The sequence below is a fragment of the Limibacterium fermenti genome (genome assembly GCF_041902845.1).
GTDB classification, from domain to species: Bacteria; Bacteroidota; Bacteroidia; order Bacteroidales; family Dysgonomonadaceae; genus Limibacterium; species Limibacterium fermenti.
Window position 1 is genome coordinate 2,079,439 of sequence record NZ_CP159486.1, and the last position, 13,223, is coordinate 2,092,661.

At 44.8% G+C, this 13,223-nt stretch carries 13 protein-coding genes and 1 pseudogene; 8 read left to right on the top strand and 6 right to left on the bottom strand.

Features of this window, described 5'->3' with window-relative positions; genetic code table 11:
* Window positions 1–7 precede the first annotated feature (7 nt).
* The 3 genes from ABNK31_RS09190 to ABNK31_RS09200 all read left to right on the top strand — a co-directional run bounded on the left by ABNK31_RS09190 (window position 8) and on the right by ABNK31_RS09200 (window position 2,336).
* Window positions 8–958, top strand: coding sequence for an alpha/beta hydrolase (locus ABNK31_RS09190; protein WP_418892233.1), 951 nt, complete (start codon window positions 8–10; stop codon window positions 956–958).
* 58 nt (window positions 959–1,016) lie between these two features.
* A complete protein-coding gene (locus tag ABNK31_RS09195) occupies window positions 1,017–1,910 on the top strand; it encodes a bile acid:sodium symporter family protein (protein ID WP_418892234.1) in 894 nt (297 codons plus the stop codon).
* Between the two features lie 189 nt (window positions 1,911–2,099).
* Window positions 2,100–2,336: a hypothetical protein gene (locus ABNK31_RS09200; protein WP_418892235.1), complete on the top strand. Its 237-nt coding sequence runs from the start codon at window positions 2,100–2,102 to the stop codon at window positions 2,334–2,336.
* Between the two features lie 60 nt (window positions 2,337–2,396).
* On the opposite strand, the gene metA is transcribed toward ABNK31_RS09200, so the two are convergent.
* From metA to ABNK31_RS09230, 6 genes are all read right to left on the bottom strand, one after another.
* Window positions 2,397–3,332 (bottom strand): homoserine O-acetyltransferase MetA, encoded by a 936-nt coding sequence (gene metA, locus ABNK31_RS09205; RefSeq protein ID WP_418892236.1) that lies wholly within the window; start codon window positions 3,330–3,332, stop codon window positions 2,397–2,399.
* A 73-nt stretch (window positions 3,333–3,405) separates the two neighbouring features.
* Window positions 3,406–4,005, bottom strand: a complete 600-nt coding sequence (locus tag ABNK31_RS09210) for a flavin reductase family protein (protein ID WP_418892237.1) — start codon at window positions 4,003–4,005, stop codon at window positions 3,406–3,408.
* A complete protein-coding gene (pyrI, locus tag ABNK31_RS09215; protein WP_418892238.1) occupies window positions 4,005–4,457 on the bottom strand; it encodes an aspartate carbamoyltransferase regulatory subunit in 453 nt (150 codons plus the stop codon). The genes ABNK31_RS09210 and pyrI overlap by 1 nt, the downstream gene beginning before the upstream one ends.
* 44 nt (window positions 4,458–4,501) lie before the next feature.
* Window positions 4,502–5,419, bottom strand: coding sequence for an aspartate carbamoyltransferase (pyrB, locus tag ABNK31_RS09220; RefSeq protein ID WP_418892239.1), 918 nt, complete (start codon window positions 5,417–5,419; stop codon window positions 4,502–4,504).
* An 83-nt stretch (window positions 5,420–5,502) separates the two neighbouring features.
* Window positions 5,503–6,705 (bottom strand): saccharopine dehydrogenase C-terminal domain-containing protein, encoded by a 1,203-nt coding sequence (locus ABNK31_RS09225; protein WP_418892240.1) that lies wholly within the window; start codon window positions 6,703–6,705, stop codon window positions 5,503–5,505.
* Window positions 6,706–6,911: 206 nt separating this feature from the next.
* Window positions 6,912–8,276: an IS110 family transposase gene (locus ABNK31_RS09230; protein ID WP_418892241.1), complete on the bottom strand. Its 1,365-nt coding sequence runs from the start codon at window positions 8,274–8,276 to the stop codon at window positions 6,912–6,914.
* A 245-nt stretch (window positions 8,277–8,521) separates the two neighbouring features.
* On the opposite strand from ABNK31_RS09230, the gene ABNK31_RS09235 reads away from it, so the two are divergent.
* The 5 genes and pseudogenes from ABNK31_RS09235 (at window position 8,522) to ABNK31_RS09255 (ending at window position 13,157) form a co-directional block, all read left to right on the top strand.
* Window positions 8,522–10,588 (top strand): dipeptidyl-peptidase 3 family protein, encoded by a 2,067-nt coding sequence (locus tag ABNK31_RS09235; protein WP_418892242.1) that lies wholly within the window; start codon window positions 8,522–8,524, stop codon window positions 10,586–10,588.
* 262 nt (window positions 10,589–10,850) lie between these two features.
* A complete protein-coding gene (locus ABNK31_RS09240) occupies window positions 10,851–11,078 on the top strand; it encodes a DUF2905 domain-containing protein (protein ID WP_321578893.1) in 228 nt (75 codons plus the stop codon).
* Window positions 11,079–11,223: 145 nt separating this feature from the next.
* The gene (locus tag ABNK31_RS09245) at window positions 11,224–12,510 is read left to right on the top strand and encodes a bifunctional folylpolyglutamate synthase/dihydrofolate synthase (protein ID WP_418892243.1); all 1,287 of its coding nucleotides are present in this window, start codon (window positions 11,224–11,226) and stop codon (window positions 12,508–12,510) included.
* Window positions 12,511–12,614: 104 nt separating this feature from the next.
* Window positions 12,615–12,848, top strand: a pseudogene (locus ABNK31_RS09250) (type II toxin-antitoxin system RelE/ParE family toxin); the annotation flags it as partial.
* 12 nt (window positions 12,849–12,860) lie between these two features.
* Window positions 12,861–13,157, top strand: a complete 297-nt coding sequence (locus ABNK31_RS09255) for a HigA family addiction module antitoxin (protein ID WP_418892244.1) — start codon at window positions 12,861–12,863, stop codon at window positions 13,155–13,157.
* The last annotated feature ends 66 nt before the right edge of the window (window positions 13,158–13,223 follow it).

Genomic DNA, 13,223 nt, shown 5'->3' on the forward strand with positions numbered 1-13,223 from the left:
TTTCCATATGATACTCAAGGAGAAAAAAATAGTCATCTCTCTACTGGCATTCGTGCTTCCTTTTTTTCTTTTTGCCGTTACTCCGCAAAAAGAAACGAGACTATTTGCCGTAAAAGACGGACAAGAATTAAAGATGGACATCCACTCTTCCGATTCGGTTTTTTCAAATTCTCAGCCTTGCCTGATGTTTGTTTTCGGAGGAGGATTTATGGCGGGTTCACGTGAAGGGAAAGAATACGACGCGTTCTTCGGGCATTTTGTCGACAAAGGTTTTAAAGTGGTTTCCATCGATTACCGGTTAGGCATGAAGGGAGTGAAGAAAGCTCCCGGGCTCTTTAATACCAAGCCGATACAAAACGCCATTGCCCTGGCCGTCTCCGACTTGTATTCGGCTACGGAGTACCTGCTGCAACATGCTACAGAACTGAATATCGATACGACACGCATCATCATCAGCGGATCAAGCGCCGGAGCGATTACCGTTTTACAAGCCGATTACGAAAAACGAAACAATAAGCCTTCAGCCGAACTACTTCCCCGTGATTTCCGTTATGCAGGCGTGATTTCATTGGCAGGAGCCATTTTCAGTACCGAAGGATTTCCCACCTATACTATTCCTCCGGCCCCTACCCTCTTTTTTCACGGAAGCGCCGATAAACTGGTTCCTTACAACCAGATCCGATTCTTTCGAATGGGTATGTTCGGTTCTAAACCGTTAGCGGCCCATTTCAAAAAGCACGGATATCCGTATGTATTTTACAGTATGGAAAATATAGGGCATGATGTATCCACTTATCCCATGAGGGAATTCATTCCCGAGATATCGAAATTTGTCGATGATTTGGTGTTGGATCGGAAACTTTGGAATATCGACATCAACTTCAACGATAAATTACGGAACTCGAACACTTCTACGAATCCGGGAAATTATTACGGACAAGACGCTCAAGACGAATAACAAAAAGCGAAAGCTCGTATAATAAGCCACAGAACAGGCCTATATTAAAAAAGAAACATTGCAAAAGATTTTACAACAATATTTGCTGATCATCGCAATGGTCATCGGGATAACATTATACAAGCCGTTATCCCACCTTTTCGCTATCATTCCGTATTCTTTGGCGGTGATGCTGTTTATCACCTACACACGCATCTCGTGGGTGGATATACATCTCAGTAAGTTCCATTATCTTTTATTGTCCATACAATATATCGGCAGCATTGCCGTATATCTCTTGCTGTTGCCGGTAAACCGCATACTGGCACAAGCGGCCCTGATGTGTATCCTCGCACCGACGGCAACATCGGCGCCGGTAGTTGCGGGTATTTTGGGCGGAAGCATATCGACAGTGGCTTCTTACTCGATTATCAGCAATCTTTCAACGGCCTTCATCACCCCTTTTATCTTGACGTTCATCGGGAATAGCAACGAAACAGCTCCCTTCTTCCCGACCTTTTGGTATATCTTTCAGCGCGTGATGCCTGTACTCATCCTGCCTTTCGCGGCGGCAATCACACTGAAAAAAATATCACCCAAAGCACACGAAAAAATTCGATCGGCACAAATAGTTTCTTTTTATCTTTGGGGAATAACGCTTACCATCGTCATAGCCAACGTGACGCGATTTGTAGTCGCGCAAGGCAGCGATAATTACCTATTGGAGATACTCATCGGCATATCGGCTTTGATTATTTGTCTGCTGCAATTTTTTACGGGACGCAAGATCGGCTTTAAATTCGACAAGACTATCGCGGGAGGACAGGGATTAGGACAAAAAAACACCGTCTTGGCCATTTGGATGACGCAGGCTTATCTCAATCCGATAGCTTCTCTGGGGCCCGGTCTATATGCTTTATGGCAGAATCTTGTTAATTCTTACCAGATATGGAAGAAACAGAAAGAGGAATAGGCGAAACCGGATATCTATCATGATGAAACGATAATGGGACATCATCATTCGTTTATAGAATCCCCTTGAATCGTCTGCGAAGACAGCTTATTATAAAAAAGATTTGCATTTATCAATAAAAACAACTATATTAGGGGCCTTTCGTGATAAATAATTTAAAAACAGAATGTTCTTTGTCTTTATCGTAACATGAGTGTAAGTTTGGAATATGTAGAAAAAGTAGAAAAAGCGGTGAATGAAATCCGGAAGCTCAAATCAGAGTTTCAAAGCCGAGACTTGGCGGTGTTGTATGTAGCGGACAAGTATGGATTGAAAGCTTGTACGTTGGATATGGTGATAACAAGTAGCAAAACGAGAGACGATAAATGGGACGACGTAAATTCCATTATCGATCATCACGAGGAGCTCATCAAAAAAACACCTTAATCCATCCGCTTTTATATACAAAAAGTCATTTGTGGTAAGATTCGGGGAGCAAAAGACGGTTTACAAATCTCCCAATTCCTGAATCCGGCGGATATTGTATGGTGTTTGCTGATAAACAAAATAATTCAGCCAATTGACAAATAATAGATTCGCATGGCTACGCCATTGTACGATGGGCGGATTTTCAGGATTATCGTCACGATAATAGTTTTTAGGCATCTCTACCGAATCTAATCCTCTATTCACATCTCGCAGATATTCGGCATGCAATGTCAGGGGGGCATACTCCGAATGCCCGGTGACAAAAAATTCACGCCCCCCGCGGGAGCATACGATATAAACTCCGGCTTCATCCGATTCAGACAAAATTTTAAGCGAAGGATTCTTCTCGATTTCTTCAGCAAGCACCGTCGTATGGCGGCTGTGCGGCACATAAAAAACCTCGTCAAATCCGCGGAATAAAGGAAACGTAGCATCGGTGAGCGTATGTTTAAAAACGCCGAACAGTTTTTTTTCCAATAAATGCTTTTGAATGCCGTAAAAATGATAGAGTGCCGCCTGTGCTCCCCAACATATATAGAAGGTTGACGTGACATGCGTGCGGGCCCAATCGAAAATACCTATCAGTTCGGGCCAATAGTTCACTTGCTCGAAAGGCAGGAGTTCTACAGGCGCCCCCGTTACGATAAATCCGTCGTAAAATAGGTCTTTAACCGAAGAAAAAGGTCTATAAAACTCCATCAAGTGGTTTAACGGCGTATTCTTCGAGACATGGGATTCCAATTGAATGAAATCGATTTGAATCTGTAAGGGAGAATTAGACAGCAACCGAACGAGGTCCGTCTCCGCATTGATCTTTATCGGCATCAAATTAAGAATTGCTATCTTCAACGGGCGAATATCTTGTGTGGCCGCACGGAGTTCGTTCATCACAAAAATATGCTCTTTTTTCAGCATTTCTATTGCAGGGAGGCTATCGGGTAAATTAACGGGCATAATTGTCTTTTCTAATCGTTGACAGTAATTGTCTAAAAGTATGTCGAAAGTTTAAAAGTCTAAAGTCTAACGTCTAACGTCTAATGTTTAACGTTTTCGCTTTTGGTTTTGGTTTTTTCCGTACGCTCCAACCGAACTTACCTATGTGATCGCCCAACCCGTAATAATTGCCATGCACATACACGAGCGGACGAGCTGCTTTGAGATCAAACTTGCCGGTTTTTTTATCAAAAAATCGGTCGTCGGCCAATACATTTACCACATCAGAAATAAACATATCGTGCGATCCGAGCGGAACAATCTCTTTCACGCGGCATTCAATGCTCAAGGGAGCCTGTTCGATAATCGGGGCGTCCACCACCGAAGCTTTACCGGGAGTCAGATGCATTTCAGCGAATTTATGATAATCCCTGCCGGAACGTACACCGCACCAATCGGTAGCCCGTGCAAGATCTTCAGTAGTCAGATTGATGACAAACTCGCCCGTCCGTTTAATAATAGAATAGGAATAACGCTCCGGACGTAACGAGATGTAGGCCATGGGAGGATTCGTGCAAAGAGTCCCCACCCAACTGACCGTACAGATATTCTGTTCTTCGGCTGTAGCGCCGCAACTGACCATTACGGCCGGAAGCGGATAAATCATCGTCCCCGGTTTCCAATCTAACTTCATTATACTAACGTGATATCTTCCTTTTTAATTTTCGATTCGCAATAATGGCACTGCAATTCCACGTTTTCTTTGTCGATGACATGAAAGCGCGTTTGCATAGGCTCATTATTGGTAATACACTTCGGATTGTTGCATTTAACAATCCCGGTAATCGTATCGGGCAAAGATACGTTTTTTTTCTCTACGACTTCGAAGTTTTTAATAATATTCAGGTTCACTTTGGGGGCCACCAAGGCGATGCGATTAATCTCGTCTTCTTCAAAAAACTTATCGGCGATTTTTATAATCCCTTTCGTACCCATTTTTTTACTACTCAGGTTATTTCCGATCGTAATCCGGTTGGTCAATTTTTGCAGTTGCAGCAAAGAAACCACTTTAAACACTTCTTCGGACGGGATATGATCGATCGCTGTTCCGTTCTCGAGCGCTGCTACTTGTAATTCTTTTCTCATTATTTTTTCTTTTCAATCTACATCAATCTTCTTTCAATCTCTTATCAATCTACATCCAATCCCAGCAAATCGCAAATGACCGCCTGACGAACAAACATACCGTTCTTTGCCTGCTGGAAATAATATGCTTTAGGGTTGGTATCCACATCCTGGTCGATTTCCTTGACACGAGGCAGCGGATGAAGCACTTTCAGAGTCTCTTTCGAATCCTTCAACATAATATTACGAAGGACATATACATTTTTCACCTTCTCATATTCCATTAAATCCGTGAAGCGCTCCTTCTGAACACGCGTCATGTAAAGAATATCCGCCATATTGATCGTTTCGGGCGAAAAATCGGAAAACATTTTATAGGGAATACCCTTTTCCTCACAAAACGTCTTATACTTCTCGGGAATCTGCAATTCTTCGGGAGCGACAAAATTGAACGAAGGATGAAAATGCGACAATCCCTGAATCAACGAATGCACCGCCCGTCCATATTTCAGGTCTCCGACAATGGTGATGGTGCGGTTTTCCAACGTTCCTTGCGTTTCATAAATCGTAAACAAATCGAGCAAGGTTTGCGTAGGGTGCTGATTGGATCCGTCTCCGGCGTTAATAATGGGGACAGGCGATATTTCGGATGCATAACGCGCCGACCCTTCCAAATAATGGCGCATAATGATGAGATCGGCATAATTGCTGACCATCATAATGGTATCTTTCAACGACTCTCCTTTGGATGAACTGCTGGTCGCCGCATCGGAAAAGCCGATGATACGTCCGCGCAAACGATTCACCGCCGTTTCGAAACTCAAGCGCGTACGCGTAGACGGTTCGAAAAAGAGGGTGGCGCACACTTTGCGCTGAAGCAAATCACGATTGGGGTTTTCTTTAAAGGTCTTGGCGCTTTCCAATATCCGGAGGATATCTTCTTTATCGTAGTCGCCTATATGGACCAAACTTTTCGGTTTCATTACTTATTTTTTAAGAAGGATGATTTTTAACGACAAAATTAAAAAAAACCTTGCAAACATGTTGCAAGGCTCTCACTTATTTTTTATACTTCCAAATCGATATCGAACAACTCGTGCCATGGAAGCCCTTGTTTGTTCAATTGCTCCATGAACGGATCGGGATTGAACTCTTCCACATTCCACACGCCGGGCTTTTTCCAAAGTCCCTGTAAGAACATCATGGCCCCGATAGTAGCCGGCACACCGGTGGTATAGCTTACGCCCTGAGCTCCGGTTTCCTTGTAGGCCTCTTCGTGACTGCAATTGTTGTAAATATAATAGGTGCGCTCTTTACCATCCTTGATGCCCCGTATGCGGCAACCGATGGACGTCTGACCCGTATAATTCTCTCCCAGTTCTCCGGGATCAGGGAGCACCGCTTTCAGGAACTGGATAGGCACGATCTTCTGGCCGTTATATTCGACTTCGTCAATACGCGCCATTCCGATATTTTGTATCACACGCAGATGGGTGAGATATTCCTGTCCGAAAGTCATCCAAAAGCGGGCGCGCTTCAACGTGGGGAAATTCTTTACCAGCGATTCCAACTCTTCGTGATAAATCACATACGATTCCTTAGGTCCGATTTCGGGATAATTCAACGGTTTGTGAATTTCGTGCGGCTCGGTTTCGATCCACTGCCCGTTTTCGTAATACTTTCCTTTTTGTGTCACCTCGCGGATGTTGATTTCCGGGTTGAAGTTGGTTGCAAAGGCCTTGCCGTGATCCCCCGCGTTACAATCCACAATATCCAAGTGGTGTATCTCATCGAAATGATGCTTTGCGGCATAAGCGGTAAAAACACTGGTCGCCCCCGGATCGAATCCGCATCCCAAGATAGCCGTAAGGCCGGCTTTCTCGAAACGGTCACGATAAGCCCATTGCCATCTATATTCGTATTTAGCTTCGTCTTTCGGCTCATAATTGGCCGTATCGAGATAATTGACGCCACATTCCAGGCAGGCATCCATAATAGTTAGATCCTGATAGGGCAATGCGACATTAATCACGAGGTCGGGCTTAAGTTCGTTAAATAACTTCACCAATTCCGGTACACGGTCGGCATCTACTTGCGCCGTTTGAATCGTTACACCCGTGCGGCGCTTCACATCATGGGCAATGGCATCGCATTTGCTTTTCGTGCGGCTGGCCAACACGATGTCGGTGAAGACCTCCTTGTTTTGTGCCACTTTATTAGCAACGACCGTACCCACGCCTCCGGCGCCTATAATCACTACTTTTCCCATCTTTATCGTTTTAAGGGTTCCTATTTCGAATTACAATATCGACACAAATTTACACAAAAAAGCGTTACGGTCAACCGCCGCAGCAAAATAAAAAGAACGGATAAAAAATGTATCCCCCATCATTCAGCAGGCGTCATTCATCATTCAGGCTTTATAATTCATCGTTTTTTGGACATTCTTTTATATCTTCTATATAACAAACCATCTCATCCGCATTCTTTGATTTGATTTTGAAGTTTTTCGAGGGTTCTTTGGGTCTTAATCAATTTTCTTCTAAGTATCTCGGTTTCGCTGGTTTGGGTAAAAGAGTCATCAAACTCGACCTTGTATTTAACCATTGTATAGAGTATTCTTCCCAATTTGTTCGCAGTAGCGATAATAGCCGGCAAGTAACCGCTTTTTGCCTGTATACGCCGGAAGTAATATCCTAAGGGCGTTTTACTTGTTTTCAGGGAGTTTGCCGAAGAACGCAGGATTTGTCCAACAGGATTCTTCCGCTTTGGAATTTTGCTGGACTGGAGTTTTCCTCCCGATATTTTGTTGTTGGGTGTGAGATTACACCAACAACAAAACTGTTTGTATGAGTCAAACTTATCGGTAAAATCGTGTCCCAGCTCACCGGCCAACCGCAACAGGGCCGCTTCACTGACACCCGGTATGCGCATCGCGTTGACACCCCATAATCGGATCGCGTGCTTTTCGATATCTATCGTGACGGCATTCTTTTGAGCTTTTGCTTTTTTCGCCCTTTGCTCCGGCTTGGAAGTTTCTTCGGGTTTAACGTCTTTGAGATACTCCTGCAGGATGCCCTCTATCTGCTTGTCACAATCCTTCATCAGGTTTTGGTAATATACATACAGTTCATAGCTTTGTTTGAGCATGAACAGCAGGTCTTCGTCCCAATTGGCCTGCAGGGATTTGGCGATGGTTTCTTTGGGAGATTTGCATCGGGGATCGGCCAAAGCCGATAGTTTTCGGGCATCGCGTTCCCCGGCCAGAATGGCGCGAATAATCTCCTGTCCCGATTTTCCCAAAATATCGCTGATGACATTGCCCAATTTGATGTTCATCAATTCCATGGCCTTTTGCATGTGGAGCACTTCCCGCGAAGAAGCTTTCAACAACCCGTCACGGTGGCGCGATACATTGCGGATGCGCCGGGCATGGTTCTGGGGTTGGAAACTGGCTCTCAGAAGCCCGTAACTATGCAAGACCATGATGGTTTCGGCATCTACCCGGTCGGTCTTCTTCTCACTGATATTTTTGATGGCCTTGGCGTTGACCAGCAACACATCGAATCCATCCGATTCCAGTATCATGTAGAGTTGGACCCAATACACCCCCGTGGATTCCATGGCGACGGTTTCAATGCCACAGGCTTTAAGCCAATCCGATATAAGGTGTAAATCTTGCGTAAACGTGCCGAAGCGGCGGTTGTTTTCTCCATCCCGCTCTTCAGGGACACATACTTGCATTTCGGTGGAAGAAACATCGATACCCGCCGAATTGGGATTCACGATTTCCAATTTCAATCCCTTGTTTGTCTTGATTTTTTTCGCTTTCTTTGCCATAGTTTTAACTTGTGAATAAATAAAAGCCTCATCAAGCCCGGATGCTTTAAACAATGATAATCTTCTATAAGGTCTCATTGGAACCAAGTATTTCATTACAAGCAAACCGGAACCGTACTTTGCATTGGAGTCGTATCCAAGATAACTTGTGGTTTACTTGCTTGATGGGGCTTCGCAAGTTATTAATTATTTCTCATTTTCAGAGAAAATCCTAACTTTGCAAAAAACAACTAATCTGTAAAACAATGAAAAAAATTATTTGTATGGTATCAACCATTTTTCTGTTAGCCGCGTGTCAAAACGGCAAAAAAGCAGAGACAACCGCTACGACGGCCGATGACGGTATCGATTCGACTTTCGAATACAAAGTCGACCGGTTTGCCGACATTGAGATTCTTCGTTACCCCGTTCCGGGATTCAACAGCCTTTCGTTACAACAAAAGGAACTGATCTATTATTTGTCGCAAGCTGCACTCGAAGGGCGCGATATCTTATGGGATCAGCACAATAAGTATAACCTTACCATCCGGAGGGTGTGCGAGAGCGTGTATGAAAATTACATGGGGGATAAATCGACCGAAGAGTGGAAGAACTTCGAAACATACCTCAAACAAATCTGGATGGCAAGCGGTATCCATCATCACTATTCGGAAGATAAAATCCTTCCGAAGTTTTCACAGGATTATTTCGTAACGATCGTGAAATCGGTCGATCCGGGACGGATGCCTTTCCGCGACGGGATGGCCGCCGACGAAACACTCAAAGAAATACTTCCGGTGATATTCGACGCTAACGTTCTGCCGAAACGATTGAATCAGGCAGCGGGACAAGATCTTGTAAAAACTTCCGCTGTAAACTTCTATGAAGGCGTCACGCAAAAAGAAGTGGAGGATTTTTATAACGCGATGAAAGATCCCTCCGACAACACCCCCATCTCTTACGGATTGAACAGCAAGGTCGTGAAAGAAAACGGTGCGGTAACCGAAAAAGTATATAAAGTAAACGGCCTGTACGGCAAAGCGATAGAACGTATCATCGGTTGGCTGGAAAAAGCAGCCGGTGTAGCTGAAAACGACCATCAAAAAGAGGTGATCAACACGTTGATCGCTTTCTATCAAACCGGAGACTTGAAAACGTTCGACGATTATTCGGTGAAATGGGTAGAAGATACCGCCTCGCGCGTGGACTTTGTGAACGGGTTTATCGAAACATACACAGACCCGCTGGGCATGAAAGCGACGTGGGAATCCATCGTGAACTTCAAAAACGAAGAGGCTACCAAACGCACGGAAATTATCAGCGGCAACGCGCAATGGTTCGAGAACCACTCGCCGGTGGACAGCCGCTTCAAAAAAGAACAGGTGAAAGGCGTTTCCGCTAAAGTAATCACAGCGGCAACACTCGGCGGCGATTGTTATCCCTCCACTCCTATCGGCATCAACCTGCCCAATGCCAATTGGATTCGACGCGACCACGGCTCCAAGTCGGTCACCATCGAAAACATCACGTTTGCTTACGACAAAGCGGCCGAAGGCAACGGATTCAACGAGGAATTTATGTGGAGCGACGCGGAACGTGAAAAAGAAAAAAAATACGGATCGCTCACCGATAACCTGCATACCGACCTGCATGAATGCCTCGGGCATGGTTCGGGCAAACTGCTTCCCGGCGTAGACGGCGATGCCCTGAAAGCGTACGGATCGCCTCTGGAGGAAGCCCGAGCCGACTTGTTCGCGCTCTATTACATCGCCGATCCGAAAATTGTGGAACTCGGACTCTTGGACGACAGCACCGCGTATCAGGCTGAATATTATCGCTACGTTATGAACGGAGCCCTTACGCAACTGACACGCATTCAACCGGGGAAAGATATCGAACAGGCGCACATGCGCAACCGCGCCTTGATTTCGAACTGGGTACTTGAAAAAGGAAAAGCCGACAACGTAGTGGAACTAACGCAACGCGACGGAAAAACGTATCTGGTGATCAACGATTACGGAAAACTGCGCAGTCTGTTCGGGCAATTGTTGGCCGAAGTGCAGCGTATTAAATCGGAAGGCGACTACGAAGCCGGCAAAAACCTGGTGGAAACATACGGCGTGAAAGTCGACCGCAAATTACACGAAGAGGTGCTTGCTCGGTACGAAGCGTTGGATTTAGCCCCTTACAAAGGATTTGTGAATCCGGTGTATAAACTCGTTACCGACGAGAACGGAAAAATCACCGACGTAACGGTATCATACGACGAAAATTATGTTGATCAACAATTGCGTTACTCACGGGAATACTCGGTATTGCCGTTGAAAAATTAAGAAACTGTTTTGAATTTTCCGAATGATCTAATTTTGTTTATTCTTTTATGCTGTTTTTTGCCCTTTTTTGCGCCTTTGAACTTTCCTTTCTTTCCAATAGCCCGCTATTCGATGCGAAACGAAAGTTCAAATCCATCAAAAAATGACTAAAAAACACCGCATAAAAAAATTCAAAATAGTTTCTAAGCAATCAACAGAAGTTTCCCGAAGGTGTCGATTAGAATGACCCCTTCGGGAACTTTCCTTCCCAATAAAAATAAGCATGCAGGAAATCGGGAAAATATTGATAGATATCGGGATCATTCTTCTTATCGTCGGGATCATTCTGGCTTTTTTCGGCGATAAACTATCCTTTCTGGGACGCCTTCCGGGCGATATCCGCATCGAAAAAGAAAACTTCCGTTTTTACTTTCCTATTACAACAACCATTCTCATCAGTGTGTTCGTAAGCCTGCTCATTTGGCTTATCCGGCAAATAGGGGGAAAATAAGAAATCGATAAAGGGCGATTCTCCAGTCTCCGGTCTACAGTCTACAGTCTACAGTCTTTAACCTCCAACCTCCAAAAAATTGATCCCGGATAACGGGGTGATTCGAGTAAAAAGGCTTACTTTTGTAGGTTTTTAATTAGAGACAATGAATTACGAAGAAACGCTCCACTATCTATATCAACAACTTCCCGAATATCAACGCATCGGACACTTGGCTTACAAGGAAGGACTCGACAACAGCCTCGCCCTCGATGCTTATTTCCATCATCCTCATCATCACTTTAAAACCATTCATGTAGCCGGCACGAACGGCAAGGGATCGACGTGCCACTTATTGGCAGCCATCTTACAAGAGTCCGGATATAAAGTCGGCCTTTACACGTCGCCTCATCTGCTGGATTTCCGCGAGCGTATCCGGGTAAACGGCAAGATGATCGATAAAAATTATGTCGTAGACTTCGTCGAAAAGCACCGCGCCGCCTTCGAACCGATCAAGCCCTCTTTTTTCGAATTGAGTATGGAGATGGCATTCTTATATTTTGCCGATTGTAAGGTCGATGTAGCCGTGATCGAAGTCGGATTGGGGGGGAGGTTGGACAGCACCAATATCATCTCTCCCGACTTGTGCGTTATTACCAATATCGGATTCGACCATATGCAATACCTCGGCAACACCTTACCGAAAATTGCGGCGGAAAAAGCAGGCATCATCAAAGCCGGGGTTCCGGTGGTCATCGGCGAAATAGAAGCGGAAGACGTCCGCTCGGTATTCGTCGAAAAAGCCCGGAAAGAGGGTTCTCCCCTCGTTTTTGCGGAAACAGCCCTGCCCCATTTGTCGTCCGTCGAAAGAAATGAAGAATGGATATTCGATGCACCGGGCTACCCGGCTTTGAAAGACGAATTAGGCGGATGGGCACAACAGAAAAATGCCCGAACCGTATTGGTTGCCGTCGAGGAACTGAAAAAAGCTGGTTACTCCATACCGCCCGAAGCCGTACATTCGGGATTTGCAAAGGTTGTGGAATTGACCGGGTTAATGGGGCGATGGCAAGTCGTGAATAAACGTCCCAAAACAGTATGCGACACAGGGCACAACGCACACGGCATCCGTTATATTGCCGGGCAACTGAAGCACGAGCATTACCGGCTGCTGCATATTGTTTTCGGCATGGTAAACGACAAGGATATCAACGCCGTGTTGGCTTTACTGCCCAAAGATGCCGTTTATTACTTTACGCGGGCTTCGGTAGAACGGGCGATGGATGAAAAAACGCTTGCGACTCAAGCCGCCGCTTTCGGATTGCAAGGTGGCACCTACCCTACCGTAGCTTCCGCCGTGCATGAAGCGCAAAAAAAAGCCGCCGAAGACGATTTCATCTTTATCGGCGGCAGTTCGTTTATCGTTGCGGACGCGTTGCCGTTGTTTTTATAAAATAATTTGCCCATCTTCTCCGTATAGTGTATATTTGCACCATACAGTCGAAAAATGATAAAAACAATCAAAAATAAAGGGCGAAGCTACTATGGCGAAACGATGACGGAAGTAAATTACCTGCCCATCAGGTGGAGAAAATCAAATTGATCCTTCAGATCATTGATAATCTCGGAGTCGTTCCTCAACACTTGGCTACATTTGCTTCTCTTCGCCCCCATTTGTTAAAAGGAAAATTACAAGAATACTGGAGTTTGGATGTCTCAGGCAACTACCGTATCATTTTTCGATTTGAAAATCAAGACGCGGTTGATTTGGATTATTTAGATACACATTAAGAAAGAAACGATATGGAAAGAAAGATGAAATTCTCACATCCCGGCAAAATACTAAAGATGGAAATTATAGACGGCCGAGGATTAAGCATCAGCAAAGCTTCGGAATTGCTGGGGATCACAAGGGCGAGTTTGTCGAACATTGTCAACAGCAAGTCATCCATCACACCGAATATGGCCTTACGAATAGAAACCGTTTTCGGAGGAACAGCCGATTTTTGGGTACGGTTGCAAGCATCTTACGATTTAGAATCTGCGAAACAAGATTTCTATAAAAATCCTCCGAAGATCCGTTATTTCGAATATTCCTAATCATTATCGCATCATCATCCCGAAATCAGGATAAACTACGGTTTTCCATCAATACAAAAACGAACT

Coding starts and splice junctions, on each gene's coding strand:
- ABNK31_RS09200 (WP_418892235.1), top strand. CDS start 2,100: ATGAGTGTAAGTTTGGAATATGTAGAAAAAGTAGAAAAAGCGGTGAAT.
- ABNK31_RS09235 (WP_418892242.1), top strand. CDS start 8,522: ATGAAAAAAATTATTTGTATGGTATCAACCATTTTTCTGTTAGCCGCG.
- ABNK31_RS09190 (WP_418892233.1), top strand. CDS start 8: ATGATACTCAAGGAGAAAAAAATAGTCATCTCTCTACTGGCATTCGTG.
- metA (WP_418892236.1), bottom strand. CDS start 3,332: ATGCCCGTTAATTTACCCGATAGCCTCCCTGCAATAGAAATGCTGAAA.
- pyrI (WP_418892238.1), bottom strand. CDS start 4,457: ATGAGAAAAGAATTACAAGTAGCAGCGCTCGAGAACGGAACAGCGATC.
- pyrB (WP_418892239.1), bottom strand. CDS start 5,419: ATGAAACCGAAAAGTTTGGTCCATATAGGCGACTACGATAAAGAAGAT.
- ABNK31_RS09245 (WP_418892243.1), top strand. CDS start 11,224: ATGAATTACGAAGAAACGCTCCACTATCTATATCAACAACTTCCCGAA.
- ABNK31_RS09210 (WP_418892237.1), bottom strand. CDS start 4,005: ATGAAGTTAGATTGGAAACCGGGGACGATGATTTATCCGCTTCCGGCC.
- ABNK31_RS09240 (WP_321578893.1), top strand. CDS start 10,851: ATGCAGGAAATCGGGAAAATATTGATAGATATCGGGATCATTCTTCTT.
- ABNK31_RS09255 (WP_418892244.1), top strand. CDS start 12,861: ATGGAAAGAAAGATGAAATTCTCACATCCCGGCAAAATACTAAAGATG.
- ABNK31_RS09225 (WP_418892240.1), bottom strand. CDS start 6,705: ATGGGAAAAGTAGTGATTATAGGCGCCGGAGGCGTGGGTACGGTCGTT.
- ABNK31_RS09230 (WP_418892241.1), bottom strand. CDS start 8,276: ATGGCAAAGAAAGCGAAAAAAATCAAGACAAACAAGGGATTGAAATTG.